Raw genomic sequence first — 17,720 nt, 5'->3', positions numbered from 1 at the left:
CCGTTGGCCGTCAGATCCGCCGTCCGAGCCCCCCGATTCGACAGAATGCGGTGTTTATACTCGCTTTTGTGAAATTGGTCAAGAATCGACTTGCACTTGTGACCAATTCCGGCCTATAGTGGTTCTTTGCGCTCCCAGGAAATCTCTGCCTTCATATTGCGGTCGGCTGCGCTCGTTCACTTTCGAGCACACCCCTGGAGCGCCACTCATCACCGACTGAACTCCCAAATTAGGCAATGGGGCGCGTAATACCGCCCACCGGAGGTTATTTCCTTGGCTGCTGCTCGCAACGCATCCACCACGAACTCGTCGAAAAAGGGATCTCCCAAGAACGGACGCTCAGCTGAGCGCCTCTCGTTCGCGAAGATCACCGACACGCTGACAGTTCCCGATCTTCTCGCACTCCAGACGGAGAGCTTCGACTGGCTCGTCGGGAACGACCTCTGGAAGGAACGCGCTGCCGAGGCAAAAGCCTCCGGTCGCCAAGACCTTCCGGCACTCACCGGCCTCGAGGAGATCTTCGAAGAGATCTCTCCGATCGAGGACCTGGGCGAGACCATGCAGCTCTCGTTCACGAACCCCTTCCTCGAAGAGAAGAAGTACTCGATCGACGAGTGCAAGGAGAAGGGCAAGACCTTCTCCGCGCCGCTGTACGTCGAGGCCGAGTTCATGAACCACCTCACGGGTGAGATCAAGACCCAGACCGTCTTCATGGGCGACTTCCCGCTCATGACCCCCAAGGGCACCTTCGTCATCAACGGCACCGAGCGTGTCGTCGTCTCCCAGCTCGTTCGTTCGCCCGGCGTGTACTTCGAGCGCCAGCAGGAGAAGACCTCCGACAAGGACATCTACTCCGCTCGCATCATTCCGAGCCGTGGTGCCTGGCTCGAGTTCGAGATCGACAAGCGCGACCAGGTCGGCGTGCGCATCGACCGCAAGCGCAAGCAGTCGGTCACCGTGTTCCTCAAGGCCCTCGGCCTCACCAGCGAGGAGATCCTCGAGGAGTTCAAGGGCTTCGCGTCCATCGAGTTGACGCTCGAGAAGGACAACATCCTCACGAAGGATGAGGCGCTCAAGGACATCTACCGCAAGCTCCGTCCGGGAGAGCAGGTCGCCGCCGAGGCAGCGCGTGCGCTCCTCGACAACTTCTACTTCAATTCCAAGCGCTACGACCTGGCGAAGGTCGGTCGTTACAAGATCAACCGCAAGCTCGGTATCGACGCGCAGCTGTCGAACTCCGTGCTCAGCCAGCAGGACATCCTCGCGACGATCAAGTACCTGGTCGCCCTGCACGACGAGCAGAAGACGCTCCCGGGCATCCGCGATGGCAAGCCGGTGGAGCTCCGCCTCGACGTGGACGACATCGACCACTTCGGCAACCGTCGCATCCGCGCGGTCGGTGAGCTCATCCAGAACCAGGTGCGCACCGGTCTCTCCCGCATGGAGCGCGTCGTTCGCGAGCGCATGACCACGCAGGACATCGAAGCGATTACCCCGCAGACCCTGATCAACGTGCGCCCCGTCGTCGCCGCGATCAAGGAGTTCTTCGGTACCTCGCAGCTGTCTCAGTTCATGGACCAGAACAACCCGCTCGCGGGTCTCACCCACAAGCGCCGTCTCAGTGCTCTCGGCCCGGGTGGTCTGTCCCGTGAGCGTGCCGGCGTCGAGGTGCGAGACGTTCACCCCTCCCACTACGGACGCATGTGCCCGATCGAGACCCCGGAAGGCCCGAACATCGGCCTGATCGGTTCGCTCGCATCGTTCGCGCGCATCAACTCCTTCGGTTTCATCGAGACCCCCTACCGACGCGTCATCAACGGCGTGGTCTCCGAGACCATCGACTACCTCACGGCGAGCGAAGAGGACGAGTACGTGGTGGCGCAGGCCAACGCACCGCTCACCCCCGACGCCCACTTCGCGGAGCCCCGCGTGCTTGCTCGTAAGAAGGGGGGAGAGGTCGACCTCTTCCTCATCGACGAGATCGGCTACATGGATGTCTCGCCGCGCCAGATGGTGTCGGTCGCGACCTCGCTCATCCCGTTCCTCGAGCACGACGATGCGAACCGCGCCCTCATGGGTGCGAACATGCAGCGCCAGGCCGTGCCGCTGCTGCGCAGCGAGTCGCCGCTCGTCGGTACCGGCATGGAGGGCTACGCGGCCATCGACGCCGGAGACGTGATCACCGCGGATGCCGCGGGTGTCGTCTCCGAGGTCTCGGCCGACGTCGTCACCATCCAGCTCGACGCCGGTGGAACGCAGGACTACTACCTGCGCAAGTTCAACCGCTCGAACCAGGGCACCTCGTACAACAACCGCGTCATCGTCAGTGCGGGCGACCGCATCGAGGTCGGCCAGGTTCTGGCCGATGGCCCCGCGACGGAGAACGGCGAACTCGCCCTCGGAAAGAACCTGCTCGTGGCATTCATGCCGTGGGAGGGCTACAACTTCGAGGACGCGATGATCCTGAGCCAGAACCTGGTGAAGGACGACACCCTCTCCTCGATTCACATCGAGGAGTACGAGGTCGATGCCCGCGACACCAAGCTCGGCAAGGAAGAGATCACGCGCGACCTTCCGAACGTGAGCCCGGAGCTGCTTGCAGACCTGGACGAGCGCGGCATCATCCGCATCGGTGCCGAGGTGCGCCCCGGCGACATCCTGGTCGGAAAGGTCACGCCGAAGGGCGAGACCGAGCTCTCCGCCGAGGAGCGCCTGCTGCGCGCCATCTTCAACGAGAAGAGCCGCGAGGTGCGCGACACCTCGCTCAAGGTTCCTCACGGTGAGGCCGGAACGATCATCGGCGTCAAGGTGTTCGACTCGCAGGACGGTGACGACGAGCTCGGCTCTGGCGTCAACCAGCGCGTTGTCGTGTTCATCGCCCAGAAGCGCAAGATCACCGAGGGCGACAAGCTCGCCGGCCGTCACGGCAACAAGGGCGTCATCTCCAAGATCCTCCCGGTCGAAGACATGCCGTTCCTCGCCGATGGAACCCCGGTCGACATCATCCTGAACCCGCTCGGTATCCCCGGTCGAATGAACTTCGGCCAGGTGCTCGAGACGCACCTCGGATGGGTTGCAAAGCAGGGCTGGGACATCAAGGGCAACCCGAAGTGGGCCGCCAAGATCTCCGAGGAGGCCAAGTCGGCCGCTCCGGGCACCAAGGTCGCGACCCCGGTGTTCGACGGCGCGCTCGAGGCCGAGATCGAGGGTCTTCTCGACTCCACGACCCCGACCCGCGACGGCGACCGCCTCATCGGTTCCTCCGGTAAGGCTCAGCTGTTCGACGGCCGCTCCGGCGAGCCGTTCCCGCAGCCGGTGTCGGTCGGTTACATGTACATCCTCAAGCTCCACCACCTCGTCGACGACAAGATCCACGCACGCTCGACGGGTCCGTACTCGATGATCACGCAGCAGCCGCTGGGTGGTAAGGCGCAGTTCGGTGGACAGCGATTCGGTGAGATGGAGGTCTGGGCCCTCGAGGCCTATGGCGCCGCTTACGCCCTGCAGGAGCTTCTGACGATCAAGTCGGACGACATCCTCGGTCGAGTCAAGGTGTACGAGGCCATCGTCAAGGGTGAGAACATCCAGGAGCCGGGTATCCCCGAGAGCTTCAAGGTGCTCATCAAGGAGATGCAGTCGCTGTGCCTCAACGTCGAAGTCCTTTCGGCGGATGGCACGGCAGTGAGCCTGCGCGACACGGACGACGAGGTCTTCCGTGCCGCCGAGGAGCTGGGCATCAACATCTCCACCCGCTTCGAGAACTCGTCGATCGACGACATCTGAGCCCGCTAAGGCTCTTTGGTCTCGAACCCCGACACCCATTTTCAAAGTTTTTCTAAAGTAGGAGAAAAATTGCTCGACGTAACAACGTTCGATGAGCTTCGTATCGGCCTCGCAACCGCTGACGACATCCGTCGCTGGTCGCACGGTGAAGTCAAGAAGCCCGAAACGATCAACTACCGCACGCTCAAGCCAGAGAAGGACGGCCTCTTCGGAGAGCAGATCTTCGGACCGAGCCGTGACTGGGAGTGCTCGTGCGGCAAGTACAAGCGCGTGCGCTTCAAAGGAATCGTCTGTGAGCGCTGTGGCGTAGAGGTCACGAAGTCGTCGGTGCGCCGTGAGCGCATGGGCCACATCGAGCTCGCCGCCCCGGTCACCCACATCTGGTACTTCAAGGGCGTTCCGTCGCGCTTGGGCTACCTGCTCGACATGGCTCCGAAGGACCTCGAGAAGGTCATCTACTTCGCTGCCTACATGGTCATCTCCGTCGACGAGGAGGGCCGTCACGACGACATGCCCGGACTCGAGAACGAGATCCGCCTCGAGATCAAGGAGCTGGAGAGCCAGCGCGATGCCCGCATCGCCGACCGCCTGCAGCGCCTCGAGACCGACCTCGCCGCCCTTGAAGAAGAGGGTGCGAAGGCCGACCAGAAGCGTCGCACCAAGGACGTCGCCGAGAAGGAGATGGGCCAGGCCCGCAAGTCCTTCGACGAGCAGATCGCCCAGCTCGAGCGCGTGTGGGATGACTTCCGCAGCCTCAAGGTCGGCGACCTCAAGCCGGAGGACGCGGTCTTCCACGACCTTCAGGACCGTTTCGGGGTGTACTTCGAGGCCTACATGGGCGCCGAGGCCATCCAGAAGCGTCTCCAGGCCTTCGACCTCGCGACCGAGAGCGACGACCTGCACGACCAGATCGCCAACGGCAAGGGCCAGAAGAAGATCCGCGCGATCAAGCGACTGCGCGTCGTCAACTCCTTCCTCCAGACCGGCAACTCGCCGGCCGCCATGGTGCTCGAAGTCGTGCCGGTCATCCCGCCGGAGCTGCGCCCGATGGTGCAGCTCGACGGTGGACGTTTCGCGACCTCCGACCTCAACGACCTCTATCGTCGTGTGATCAACCGCAACAACCGCCTGCGTCGCCTGCTCGACCTCGGTGCCCCCGAGATCATCGTGAACAACGAGAAGCGGATGCTGCAGGAGGCCGTCGACGCACTGTTCGACAACGGTCGCCGCGGTCGCCCCGTCACCGGTACCGGCAACCGAGCGCTGAAGTCCCTGAGCGACATGCTCAAGGGAAAGCAGGGTCGTTTCCGCCAGAACCTGCTCGGAAAGCGCGTCGACTACTCCGGTCGTTCGGTCATCATCGTCGGACCACAGCTCAAGCTCCACCAGTGTGGTCTGCCCAAGCAGATGGCACTCGAGCTGTTCAAGCCGTTCGTGATCAAGCGCCTCATCGACCTCAGCCACGCTCAGAACATCAAGAGCGCCAAGCGCATGGTCGAGCGTTCGCGTCCGCAGGTGTGGGACGTGCTCGAGGAGATCATCCGCGAGCGCCCCGTGCTGCTGAACCGTGCACCCACCCTTCACCGCCTGGGTATCCAGGCGTTCGAGCCTCAGCTCGTCGAGGGCAAGGCCATCCAGCTTCACCCCCTCGTCTGTGCGGCATTCAACGCCGACTTCGACGGTGACCAGATGGCTGTGCACCTTCCGCTGTCGGTCGAGGCCCAGGCCGAGGCGCGCATCCTGATGCTCGCGTCGAACAACATCCTGAAGCCCTCCGACGGCCGCCCGGTCACGCTGCCGACGCAGGACATGATCATCGGTCTGCACCACCTCACCACGCTCAAGGAAGGCGTCGTCGGCGAAGGCCGCGCGTTCTCCTCGATCGCCGAGGCGATCCTCGCTCACGACCAGCACTCGGTCGACCTGAACGCGAAGGTGCGCATCCGCCTGTCGGATGTCGTCTTCGCCGAAGGCCAGGAGCCGGACGGCTTCGAAGCGGGCAAGCCGGTGCTCGTGAACACGAGCCTCGGTCGGGCCATCTTCAACGAGACCCTTCCGGCGGACTACCCCTACGTCGAGGCCGTCGCCGACAAGGGCCAGCTCTCCGCGATCGTCAACGATCTCGCCGAGCGGTACCCCAAGGTGGAGGTCGCCGCAGCACTCGACCGCATCAAGGACGCCGGATTCCACTGGGCATCCCGAAGCGGTGTGACCGTAGCGCTCAGCGACGTGCTCACCCCGCCGAACAAGCGTCAGATCATCGAGGGCTACGAGAAGCAGGCCACGAAGGTTCAGACCCAGTTCGAGAAGGGCCTCACGACCGACGCCGAGCGTCGTCAGGAGCTCATCGAGATCTGGAACAAGGCAACGGCCGAAGTCGCCAAGGCGATGGAAGACAACATGCCGGCCGACAACACCATCAACCGCATGGTCACTTCCGGTGCCCGTGGTAACTGGATGCAGGTTCGCCAGATCGCCGGTATGCGTGGACTCGTGTCGAACCCGAAGGGTGAGATCATCCCCCGCCCGATCATCTCGAGCTACCGCGAAGGACTCTCGGTCGCCGAGTACTTCATCGCGACTCACGGTGCTCGCAAGGGACTGGCCGACACGGCGCTTCGCACCGCAGACTCCGGGTACCTGACGCGTCGACTCGTCGACGTGTCGCAGGATGTCATCATCCGCGAGGACGACTGTGGCACCACCAAGGGCCTCGACATGCCGATCGCCGTTCAGGATGCCGCAGGCAACTGGTCGCTGGACGTCAACGTCGAGAACTCGGTCTACGCTCGCAGCCTCGCCGCTGACGCCGTCAACGACAAGGGCGAAGTCATCGCCCAGGCCGGTGCTGACGTCGGAGACGTGCTGCTCGACACCCTGCTCGCCGCCGGTGTTCACAACATCAAGGTGCGTTCGGTGCTCACGTGTGAGTCCGCTGTCGGTGTGTGTGCGACCTGCTACGGCCGTTCGCTCGCCACCGGAAAGCTCGTCGACATCGGAGAGGCCGTCGGCATCATCGCGGCCCAGTCGATCGGTGAGCCCGGAACGCAGCTCACGATGCGTACCTTCCACACCGGTGGTGTGGCATCCGCGGATGACATCACCCAGGGTCTGCCGCGCGTCACCGAGCTGTTCGAGGCCCGCACCCCCAAGGGTGCGTCCCCGATCGCCGAGGCCGCCGGTCGCATCACGATCGAGGACACGGACCGCAGCCGCAAGCTGATCCTGACCCCCGACAACGGTGACGAGCCGATCGCCTACCCGGTGCTCAAGCGCGCGACCCTCCTCGTAGAGGACGGACAGCACGTCGAGCTCGGACAGCAGCTGCACGTCGGCGCCATCGACCCGAAGGAAGTCCTTCGAGTCCGCGGTGTCCGTGCCGTTCAGATCCACCTCGTCAGCGGTGTTCAGGGCGTCTACCGCTCGCAGGGTGTGCCGATCCACGACAAGCACATCGAGGTCATCGTTCGCCAGATGCTCCGCAAGGTGACTGTCGTCGACCACGGTGACACCGGGCTGCTTCCGGGTGAACTCGTCGACCGCCTCAAGTACAACGAGCTCAACCGCTCCGCGCTCACCGAGGGCAAGAAGACCGCATCCGCTCGCCAGGAGGTCATGGGTATCACCAAGGCATCCCTCGCGACCGAGTCGTGGCTGTCGGCCGCGTCGTTCCAGGAGACCACGCGTGTTCTCACGCAGGCCGCCATGGAGGGCAAGTCCGACCCGCTGATGGGCCTGAAGGAGAACGTGATCATCGGAAAGCTGATTCCTGCCGGAACCGGCCTGCCGAAGTACCGCAACGTCTCCGTCGAGGCGACGGAAGAGGCGAAGGCCGAGCGCTACCCGAACCGCATCTTCACTGATGACTCGGTGTTCTCGGAGGCGGACCTCTCGTTCGTCGACTTCGACAGCTTCTCGTCGGACGACTACACGCCGGGTACCTACAACTAAGCACCTGCTAGACGGATGGCCCCTCACCACGGTGAGGGGCCATCCGTCGTTCCAGCTCCCCGCTCTCCCCCCATCCCCCTCGAGACGCCACAATGTGTCCTCCCCGGCGGGCGTGAGAGCAGTTAGTGGCATCTCGACCGTGCGGCGCGGCCGGACACGCCCTACTACGGAGAGGGGGCGTTCGCGGTCAACCACGCCGTGCCCCCCTATCGCGGGACTGTGTTTGCTCCCGCCGCGCCTATAGCGTGGAATTTCCGGGGGGATCGTCCTACTTTCGTTTGCGCCTTCCCGGTCAACGAGAACAGAAAGGGCGCGGGAATGTCTTCAGTTGCTGAGATCCTGATCATCCGTGGCCTCATGCCGATCGAGAGTCTCGACGACATCAGTGGAGACCCCGCCACCGATGAACTCCAGATCATCAACCTGATCGACAAGGGAGTGCTCACCGACGTCCAGGTCGCGTCAGCACGTGCCGCACAAGCCGGGCTGCCCTTCGTGGAACTCGTCGACTTCCCCATCGACCGCACCGCGGTCTCGCTCGTCTCCGCCACCCTCTGCCGTCGCCACGATCTGCTGCCGCTGTCGGTTGCCGGAGACACGATCACCGTGGCAATGGCGAACCCCGGCGACGTCTTCGCCCTCGACGACATCCGAGCAGCAACACGGATGCGGGTGAACGCGGTCGTCGCCGAACGCGGCGATCTCCGCAACGCCATGAATCGCCTTCTTCGCGCCGACGGAGAGCTCAGCGACCTCACCACCGCGCTCGAGGAGGAGGTCAAGCCCTCCGCCGACATGGTGCCGGTGGGAAGCGAATCCTTCGAAGACGACGCGCCGATCGTGCGGTTCGTCAACCTGCTCATCAGCCAGGCCATCCAGGACCGCGCCTCGGACATCCACATCGAGCCGGCAGAACACGAGATGCGCGTGCGGTACCGCATCGACGGCGTGCTGCACGAGATGCAACGCGCGCCCAAGCAGATCCAGAACGGCGTGATCTCCCGCCTCAAGATCATGAGCGATATCGACATAGCCGAGCGACGCAAACCTCAGGATGGCCGCCTCTCCGTCATCCACGCCGGGAGAAAGATCGACCTGCGCGTCGCGACCCTCCCCACGGTGTGGGGCGAGAAGGTCGTCATGCGAATCCTCGACAACTCGGGGTCAAGCATGAGCCTCGACGACCTCGGGCTGTTGAAGCGCAACTTCGACGTCTACAAGAAGTCGTACACGAAGCCCTACGGCATGATCCTTGTGACCGGGCCGACGGGATCCGGCAAGTCGACAACCCTGTATACGACTCTCAACACCGTGGCGAAGCCCGAGATCAACGTGATCACCGTCGAAGACCCGGTGGAATACCGCATGGCGGGAATCAACCAGGTGCAGGTGAACCCGAAAGCGGGTCTGACTTTCGCCAGCGCCCTCCGGTCGATCCTGCGATCCGACCCGGATGTCGTGCTGCTCGGTGAGATCCGCGACCACGAGACCGCGCAGATCGCCATCGAAGCCTCGCTCACCGGCCACCTCGTGCTGTCGACCCTTCACACCAACGACGCGCCAAGTGCGATCACCCGTCTCATCGAGATGGAGATCGAGCCGTTCCTCGTCGGTTCCGCACTCGATTCCGTGGTGGCCCAGCGACTCGCGAGGCGTCTCTGCGATCGCTGCAAGGAGCCTTACACGCCGGTCGCCACCGAGATGGCCGCCTTCGGTTTCTACATCGATCCCGAACAGCCGGTTCCGACACTCCACCAGCCGATCGGATGCTCGGTCTGCTCGAACACCGGCTACCGCGGACGCATCGCGATCCACGAGATCATGGCGGTCAGCGAGGAAATCGAGCGCATGGCCGTGCGTCGTGCCTCCAGCGCTGAGATCAAGAGCGTCGCGATGGCCGAGGGCATGCTCACGCTTCGGCAGGATGGCTGGTCGAAGGCCCAGATGGGTCTCACCTCGATCGAAGAGATTCTGCGCGTGGTCGCCTAACTCACACCTGTTTCCGCGTCCGAGGGGGTCGCGGTTCGCACTTTGTACCAAGGGGGAAATCCGAATGAACCAGCCGTATGAGATTCCGGTGGGCAACATCACGCCGATCCTGTCGCCGCGCCGCGCCGCGCAGGCCGCCGCCGACGCGGCCGCGATGAACGCGGATCCGCTGGGCTACGCGGCCCCGACCTACGCGGCTCCGGAATACGTCGAACCCGCCGGCCAGCTTCCGCCGGAGGAGTTCTTCACCAGCCAGCCGCATCGCCACACGCCCGACCTCGCGCCCCCGGTCGCGGGGACCTCGCCTTTCGGGGTCGCCCCGGTGGCCGGAGCCTACTCCCCGACCGCGGAGCCGGATGCCTGGGACCTCACGATCGTGCCGCCCGCCAGCGCCGCGACCGCCTATTCGCCTCCCGCGTATGCCGCCGCTCCGCCGCCCACTGTTTCGCACAGCTATGAAGCTCCCACCCAGCCTCCCGCCTACGACCTCTTCGAAGCGCCGGCTCCCGTAGTCGCCGCACCGACGCCGCATTCGGCTCCCTCGGAGACCAGCACATTGCTCGAGCAGGCACTGGCCGATATCACCTCCGGGTCGGCATCGACCTACGACCTCGACGACGAGCAAGACGAGGACGATTCGCCGTTCTTCGAGGAGCCCACCGCGGGAGAGGGCAATTCTTCTCCCCGGCTCAACGTCGACGCCGATCTCATCGCCGCTCTCACCGACGTGCTCTACTCGGGAGCATCCGACCTCCACGTCACGGTCAATGCACCGCCGACCATCCGAGTCGACGGCGTGCTTCGGCAGGTGGGCGGTACCTCGGTCTGGAACCGGGCGAAGGTCACCTCGGCGTTGCTCAGCATCCTCACCCCGGAGCAGCGCATCGCCTTCGACAAGGAGCTCGAGCTCGACCTGGCGTACACGCTCTCGGCCAACGCCCGATTCCGCGTCAACATCTACCAGCAGCGCAACTCGATGGGGGCCGCCTTCCGACTCATCCCCACCGAGATCAAGCAGCTGAAGGACCTCGGCGTGCCCGAGACCATCGGCAGATTCGCCAAGCTCCCGCGTGGCCTCGTGCTCGTGACCGGCCCGACCGGTTCGGGAAAGTCCACCACGCTCGCCGCGCTCATCGACCTGGTGAACCGCACTCGCGCCGACCACATCGTCACGGTGGAAGACCCGATCGAGTTCATGCACAAGAACCACAAGTCGCTGGTTAATCAGCGCGAGGTCGGTCCCGATACGCACAGCTTCCAGGCCGCGCTCAAGCACGTGCTTCGGCAGGACCCCGACGTCATCCTGATCGGTGAGCTTCGAGACCTCGAGACGATCTCGGTGGCGCTCACGGCTGCGGAGACCGGACACCTCGTGTTCGCGACGCTCCACACCCAGGACGCGGCGCAGACCATCGACCGCATCATCGATGTGTTCCCCCCGCACCAGCAGGGCCAGGTGCGGTCCCAGCTCGCCGCCGTTCTGCAGGGTGTCGTCTGCCAGACGCTGGTGAAGAAGGCGAGCGGATCCGGCCGAGTGGTGGCAACCGAGATCCTCATCGCCACGCCGGCCATCAACAACCTCATCCGTGAGGGAAAGACCTACCAGATCGCCTCCGCGATGCAGGCCGGCCGTGACCACGGCATGCACACCATGGACTCGCACCTCGCCGATCTGGCCAATGCGGGCACGATCACGGTGGCCGCCGCGATCGAGAAGGCGCAGGATGCCGAATCGCTGAAGCAGCTCATCCATCGCAAAGAGAGCGCGACGGATGTCGCGGCCCAGGCGATGGCAGCCACCGGAATCGACTTCAAGGACGCCTACTCGAGAAAGATCGGTGAATAATGGCCACTCTCGCCTACGCCTACAAGGGCCGGGATGCCCAGGGCAAGGTCGTCAAGGGCCGGCTCGAAGCATCCACCGAGTCGAACGCGGCGATGCGTCTGCGCTCGATGGGGGTCTCGCCGACCTCGATCGAGGAGTCCAAAGAGGGCACCGGTCTCAACATGGAGATCAAGTTCCTCAGCAAGGGAGTGGGGCTCAAGGACCTCGCCATCATGAGCCGTCAGATGGCGACCATGATCGCTGCCGGACTCTCGCTGCTGCGCACGCTCACCATTCTCGCCGAGCAGACCGAAAACAAGGCCCTCGCCGAGACGCTCGGAGAGGTGCGCGCAGACATCGAGGGTGGTTCTTCGTTGTCCGCGAGCTTCGCCAAGTTCCCCCGGGTCTTCCCGAGGCTCATGATCCACCTCGTGAGAGCCGGTGAGACCGGCGGATTCCTCGACGGAGCGCTCGAGTCGATCGCGAACAACTTCGAATCCGACGTAAAACTGCGCGCGACCATCAAGTCCGCGCTCACCTACCCGACCGCGGTGCTGATCATGGCCTTCGTGGCCGTCATTGCCATGCTCATCTTCATCGTGCCGGTGTTCCAGGCTATGTTCTCGAGCCTGGGCGGCCAGCTTCCGCTGCCCACCCAGATACTCGTGACCCTGTCCCAGAACATGATCTGGATCTTCCCACTCCTGGTGGTCTCGATTGTCGGCTTCAACATCTGGTGGAAGTTCAACAAGGAGAACGACAAGGTCCGCAGCATCACGGATCCGCTCAAGCTCAAGCTCCCGGTGTTCGGAGGGCTCTTCGCGAAGGTCGCCGTCGCTCGATTCACCCGCAACTTCTCAGCCATGATCGCCGCCGGTGTGCCTATCCTGCAGTCCCTCAGCATCGTGGGAGAGACCTCCGGCAACTGGGTCATCGAAGACGGCCTGAAGAAGGTGCAGGAGTCGGTGCGCACGGGTAATTCGATTGCCGCACCGCTCGCGTCCCAACCGATCTTCCCCTCGATGGTCGTGCAGATGATCGCGGTCGGGGAGGACTCCGGCGCCCTGGAGATCATGCTGACCAAAGTCGCAGACTTCTACGAAGAAGAGGTGCAGAGCACCGCGGAAGCTCTCACGTCGCTGATCGAGCCCCTGATGATCGCGGTGATCGGAACCATCATCGGCGGCATGATCGTGGCTCTGTACATGCCGATCTTCACCATCTTCAACCAGATCAACAAATAGCCTCAGTCGCTCCGATCAGGGATCAACCAGATGATCAACCAGACAAACAGGGGATTGGCCCGCGCTCGGGAGGCTCGCGTTCAGGGCGAGGCGGGCTTCTCCCTGATCGAGTTGATGGTCGTCATCGTGATCATCGGCATCCTCGCCGCGATCGCCATCCCGGTGTTCCTTAACCAGCGCCAGAGCGCCTGGAAGGCGACGGTGGCCAGCGATCTGAAGAATGCCGCAATCGTGGTCGAGACCTGGGGAATGAACCACGACGGGTCCTTCGCCGACTTTCCCGTGAGCAATGCCACTAATGGAATCAAGGCGACCGATGGCAACACGATCGTGGTGAGCCCGAGCGCTACCACCTTCACCATTCTCGGGTCGAATGCGAACGTGAGCCCCGGCAGCCAGGTCTATGACCGAGCCGCCGGCGGTCTGGGAAAGTTCACGCCCTAGTCCTTTTTGCCAGCGAGACAAAGCGACAGCATCACTATCGGATGCTGTCGCTTTGGTGTGACCGGAATCGCCGCCCTGCCCCCGTACTGGGGGCGCGTTCTGGCCGTATTACCCCTGTTTGCGGGATTCCGCGGGCCTAACGGGGCGGCCAACATGATCTCAGGGGGCATTGCAATTGGGGGCCACCTGTCCATCAACATTCTCAATGAACAGGAATTAATCACATGATCATTCGTATGAACAAGGCCATGACGGCCGGCCGTGAGGCTCGCAAGGATGGAGAGAAGGGCTTCACGCTCATCGAGCTCCTCGTCGTCATCATCATCATCGGCATCCTTGCCGCGATCGCCATCCCGGTGTTCCTCAACCAGCGCCAGAGCGCCTGGAAGGCCTCCGTGGGGTCCGACCTCAAGAACGCGGCCGTGGTTGTTGAGACCTTCGGCACCTCGCACAGCGGTTCGTTCGCTGCCTTCACTCCTCAAACCGCTCAGACGGTGGGCTCCTCTGTCTTCAAGATCAGCGATGGCAATACGCTCACCGTCACGGTTGCCTCCGACGGCAACTCCTACACGATCGTGGGGTCCAACACGAACATCCCGGGCGGCACCCAGACCTACGACAGCACGGCGGGCGGTCTCGGAAAGTTCACTCCGTAACTTCCCGCTCGCAGAACGGTGCGGAACGTGGCTTAGCCCATGTTCCGCACCGTTCTCGCACAAGCATCACCCACCCACTTTTGCTCAGGTCCCGAAGGAGGTGCCATGAACAAGATCCGACGTCTGCTCGACCGCTTCACCGCGGACTCGAGCGGGATGACGCTCATCGAGGTGATCGTCGCGATCGCGATCATGGGCATCGTCGCCACCGCCGCGATCGGCCTGGCGATCTCCTCCACCATCGGTTCTGTCTCCCAGCAGCGCCGAGCGATCGCCGTCACAGTGGCAAATGCTGCAATGGAAAAGGTCAGCGGACTGCCCGCAAGCAGCCTCTTCAGCGGCCGATCGAAGTCCGCGGTCAATTCGAGCTTCACCGCAAATGTCGGCACCAGCGGGGTCAGCGACACCTATCAGGAGTACGACCACACGCTTCCACTCCCCGGTACCCAGACGGTCCCGATACCCGCACCGGTGACTCAAAACGGGACGCCCTACACGGTCACCACGATCATCGGCACCTGTTTCGAGAACCTCGGCACCAACGGCGGCCAGATCGCCGGTGGGGACTGCAGGAAAACCGATTCTGCTACTTACGCTCCCGTCACACCAACCGGCTACACGCCGCTAACCCGGGTGATCGTGATCGTGGGGTGGACCGCCGGGCAGGGATGCGCCGTCGCCGGTTCCTGCGTGTACACGATCTCCAGCCTGATCGACTCCCACTCCGACCTGGAATGGAAGACCAATGGCTGAACGATCGCCCCGTGGCGCCTCGATTCGCGACGACGAAGCCGGCTTCAGCCTGATCGAGCTGATGGTCGCGATGGCGATCTTCACCGTCTTCATCGCAATCGTTCTGACCTCTGTCGTGGCCATTTCGCGAAGTGCCGTGCGCACCCAGCTGGTGGGCCAGTCGACCAACAGCACCCTGGTGGTCTTCGGGATCCTCGACCGGCAGGTGCGGTACGCGGACTCCATCAATTTCCCGGGGGTCGGCGCTTCGGGCAATCGTTACGTCGAGTTCCGGGTGCCTGCGGCGAGTACGGTCAGCGGTCTTCAGGCCATCTGTTACCAGTGGCGCTTTTCGGTGGCGAACTCGCGACTCGAATCCCGACAGTGGAACGAGAACAACCCGGCCGGCGCCACGTTGTGGTCTCCGAAACTCACCGACGTCGCCAATGACGGCGATCCGACGCACCCGTTCCAGATGATCGCCGCGAACAACACCGACAAGCCTCGCCAGCAACTCCTGGTCACACTCAACCCGGGCGCAAACGCCCAGAATACCGGAGCCTCGATGTCGACGACCTTCATCGCCCGGAACTCGTCCTCGTCGGTGCTCACCTCTCCGAGCAACAATCCGCTCACTCCCGTGTGCACGTTCGGCGCGTACCGACCATGACCAGAATCAACTCCGCGCTCTCCGCCTTGCGCAGCTCTGCCTTGCGCCGCCGCCTCCGCGAGCAGGGAGAGGAGGGCGTAGCGCTCCTGACTGCGATTCTCTTCATGATCCTCGCGGCCGGTCTCTCCGTCGTGCTGCTCAGCGTGATCCTGTCCCAGGCCACGCCGGTGTTCATCGCACAGAAGAACACCCGCACCATCTACGCAGCCCAGGCGGGGGTTCAGGCCTCTCTCGGCGTCATCCGCTCGCTCTCTACGACCGACGCCGGGAAGACTGTCGGATACCGCGCAAAGTTGCCGTGCTCGATATCCGGCAAGGTCGATGGCAACGACGCCGCCTCCACGTATTCAGTCACCTTGAAGTACTTCACGGTTGATCCCACCGGCAAAGACACGCCCTGGCAGGACGCGAACGACATGAACTGCACCGGCACGGTGCTCTCCGGCACCGTCCAGCCGCTCTACGCCCTCGCTCTCGCCGACGGTCTCGGGGCTGCGGTGCCCGGCAAGGCCGATGCCAGCTATGGAAATCGCTACATCTCCGCGGTCTACAAGTTCAAGGTAACCAACGTGAATGTGCCGGGAGGTCGCATCTGGGACTACAACCTCAACTACTGCCTCGAGGCCGTGTCGGTCGCCGTGGGTTCGCAGGTCAAGTTCAAGAAAGCAACCGACTGCACCACGGCGAGCGACACGAAACAACTGTGGACCTACGACACCGACTACGAGATCAAGCTCGCGAGCACGGTGGCTTCGACGACGCCCCTGTGCATCAGCAGCCCAACCGACAAGACGGACATCACCAAGGCGACAACCGCGAAGGCGGGACCCGCGGTGCTTGCGGTGTGCCGTTCCGACAACTACCGATGGAACGAGTTGTGGAGTTGGTTCGGTACGAACTCGTGGGGTGGGCAGTTGGCTGATAACTCCAACTACTCCACCTTCTACCTCAACTCGGGCACGCCGTCCGATGGGTCGCTTCTGAATGTCACCAACGGATCGGGCGGCAGCGGGTTCGCCCCCACCACCGCCGTGGGCGCAGGAGCCGCCAGCCATGCCACAAACCAGATCGTCAACTACAAGGAGTTCGGGCGGTGCGCGGACGTCACCGATACGAACATCAATAGCTCATTCATGATCTCGTACCCCTGCAAGCAGGATCCGACCGGTACGGGAAAGCTCGATTGGAACCACAAGTGGTACTACACCGAGCCGACAGCTCCGGCCACTTCCGTGGCGAACCAGCCCGTCTACGTGTACCTGAACAACAACAGCTCGCAGAAGTACTGCCTCACCGCTCCCAACGCCAGCGGCAAGTACGTCACCTTCACTTCGTGCAACTCGACTGTGAGTACCGCCCAGAAATGGACGCGATTCCAGGACACGGGCAACTACCCGGGCAGCTACCTCTTCACAGACAATCTGGGTCGGTGCCTCGCCGTGGATTCGACTGACACCTACACCACCGGTAAGTGGTCGAAGATGATCGTGACCGTATGCAACGGCGGTCTCGAACAGAAGTGGAACTCTCCCGCCTCCTACACCGGCTCCGACGTGAGTGGCTACAAGGAGTACAGCAAGTGATCGCCGTGACCGTCGTCCTCGCGGCAGTGCTCGGGCTGCTGCTCGGGTCCTTCCTCAATGTCGTCGTCTACCGAGTTCCGATCGGCAAGTCCATAGTCTCGCCGCCCAGCGCGTGCCCCAATTGCGAGCACGAGATCAAGCCCTACGACAATATCCCCGTGCTGTCTTGGCTCCTCCTTCGGGGCAAGTGCCGGAATTGCGCGGCACCCATCGCAGCCCGGTATCCCCTGGTCGAACTCGCCACCTCGGCCTCCTTCGCCCTGGTTGCGCTCGGCTTCGCCCCCGCAGCCTTCGCGGCCACGACATCCGCTGCTGCCGTCGCGGCGGTACTCGTCATGGTCGCCTTCCTCTATCTGGCCGCGATCACGATCGCGCTCGCACTGATCGACCTCGATGTGCACAAGCTCCCGAACGTGATCGTCATTCCCGCCTATGCCGTGAGCGCTGCACTCTTCGGCGCTGCGAGCATCCTGTCCGGAGACTTCGGCCCGCTGATCGGGTCGGGAATCGCGATGGCGGGATTGTTCCTCTTCTACCTCGTGATGGCTCTCGTCTACCCCGGAGGCATGGGTCTCGGGGATGTCAAGCTGGCCGGTGTGCTCGGTATCTATCTGGGCTGGGCGGGCTGGGGAGCCGTCGCCGTCGGTGCGTTCAGTGCATTCCTGCTTGCAGGGGTCTTTTCGATCATTCTTCTCGCGACTAAGCGCGCGGGGCGCAAGAGTGGGATCCCGTTCGGGCCGTGGATGTTCGCGGGGGCTTGGCTCGGGATCGTCGTCGGCAACGCGGTCTTCGCGAGTTATCTTTCATTATTCGACCTCACGGTCGCCTAGCACACGCATTACA

At 63.3% G+C, this 17,720-nt stretch carries 11 protein-coding genes; all 11 read left to right on the top strand.

Translation table 11 applies throughout. The features are described from left to right. Positions 1-273: 273 nt before the first annotated feature. The 11 genes from rpoB (at position 274) to ABIB54_RS05300 (ending at position 17,707) form a co-directional block, all read left to right on the top strand. A complete protein-coding gene (gene rpoB / locus ABIB54_RS05350) occupies positions 274-3,783 on the top strand; it encodes a DNA-directed RNA polymerase subunit beta (protein WP_354574474.1) in 3,510 nt (1,169 codons plus the stop codon). Positions 3,784-3,852: 69 nt separating this feature from the next. Then, positions 3,853-7,734: a DNA-directed RNA polymerase subunit beta' gene (locus ABIB54_RS05345; RefSeq protein ID WP_354574473.1), complete on the top strand. Its 3,882-nt coding sequence runs from the start codon at positions 3,853-3,855 to the stop codon at positions 7,732-7,734. A 318-nt stretch (positions 7,735-8,052) separates the two neighbouring features. After that, the gene (locus ABIB54_RS05340; protein WP_354574472.1) at positions 8,053-9,723 is read left to right on the top strand and encodes a GspE/PulE family protein; all 1,671 of its coding nucleotides are present in this window, start codon (positions 8,053-8,055) and stop codon (positions 9,721-9,723) included. A gap of 64 nt (positions 9,724-9,787) precedes the next feature. After that, complete coding sequence (locus ABIB54_RS05335) at positions 9,788-11,569, top strand: type IV pilus twitching motility protein PilT (protein ID WP_354574471.1); 1,782 nt, start codon at positions 9,788-9,790, stop codon at positions 11,567-11,569. Next, positions 11,569-12,792: a type II secretion system F family protein gene (locus ABIB54_RS05330; RefSeq protein WP_354574470.1), complete on the top strand. Its 1,224-nt coding sequence runs from the start codon at positions 11,569-11,571 to the stop codon at positions 12,790-12,792. Before ABIB54_RS05335 ends, ABIB54_RS05330 begins: the two co-directional genes overlap by 1 nt. Before the next feature lie 30 nt (positions 12,793-12,822). Beyond that, entirely contained in the window at positions 12,823-13,236 is a 414-nt protein-coding gene (locus ABIB54_RS05325; protein WP_354574469.1) for a prepilin-type N-terminal cleavage/methylation domain-containing protein, read from the top strand. 224 nt (positions 13,237-13,460) lie between these two features. Beyond that, positions 13,461-13,892, top strand: coding sequence for a prepilin-type N-terminal cleavage/methylation domain-containing protein (locus ABIB54_RS05320; RefSeq protein ID WP_354574468.1), 432 nt, complete (start codon positions 13,461-13,463; stop codon positions 13,890-13,892). A gap of 105 nt (positions 13,893-13,997) precedes the next feature. After that, the gene (locus ABIB54_RS05315; RefSeq protein ID WP_354574467.1) at positions 13,998-14,645 is read left to right on the top strand and encodes a type IV pilus modification PilV family protein; all 648 of its coding nucleotides are present in this window, start codon (positions 13,998-14,000) and stop codon (positions 14,643-14,645) included. Continuing rightward, entirely contained in the window at positions 14,638-15,294 is a 657-nt protein-coding gene (locus ABIB54_RS05310) for a PilW family protein (RefSeq protein ID WP_354574466.1), read from the top strand. Before ABIB54_RS05315 ends, ABIB54_RS05310 begins: the two co-directional genes overlap by 8 nt. Beyond that, positions 15,291-16,877 (top strand): RICIN domain-containing protein, encoded by a 1,587-nt coding sequence (locus ABIB54_RS05305; RefSeq protein ID WP_354574465.1) that lies wholly within the window; start codon positions 15,291-15,293, stop codon positions 16,875-16,877. The genes ABIB54_RS05310 and ABIB54_RS05305 overlap by 4 nt, the downstream gene beginning before the upstream one ends. Next, entirely contained in the window at positions 16,874-17,707 is an 834-nt protein-coding gene (locus tag ABIB54_RS05300; protein ID WP_354574464.1) for a prepilin peptidase, read from the top strand. The genes ABIB54_RS05305 and ABIB54_RS05300 overlap by 4 nt, the downstream gene beginning before the upstream one ends. Positions 17,708-17,720: the final 13 nt, after the last annotated feature.

It is taken from the genome of Frigoribacterium sp. UYMn621 (genome assembly GCF_040549525.1).
Taxonomy (GTDB): Bacteria; Actinomycetota; Actinomycetes; order Actinomycetales; family Microbacteriaceae; genus Lacisediminihabitans.
Note: the sequence above shows the minus strand (reverse complement) of the source record. Positions and strands in the feature narration are given on the sequence as shown.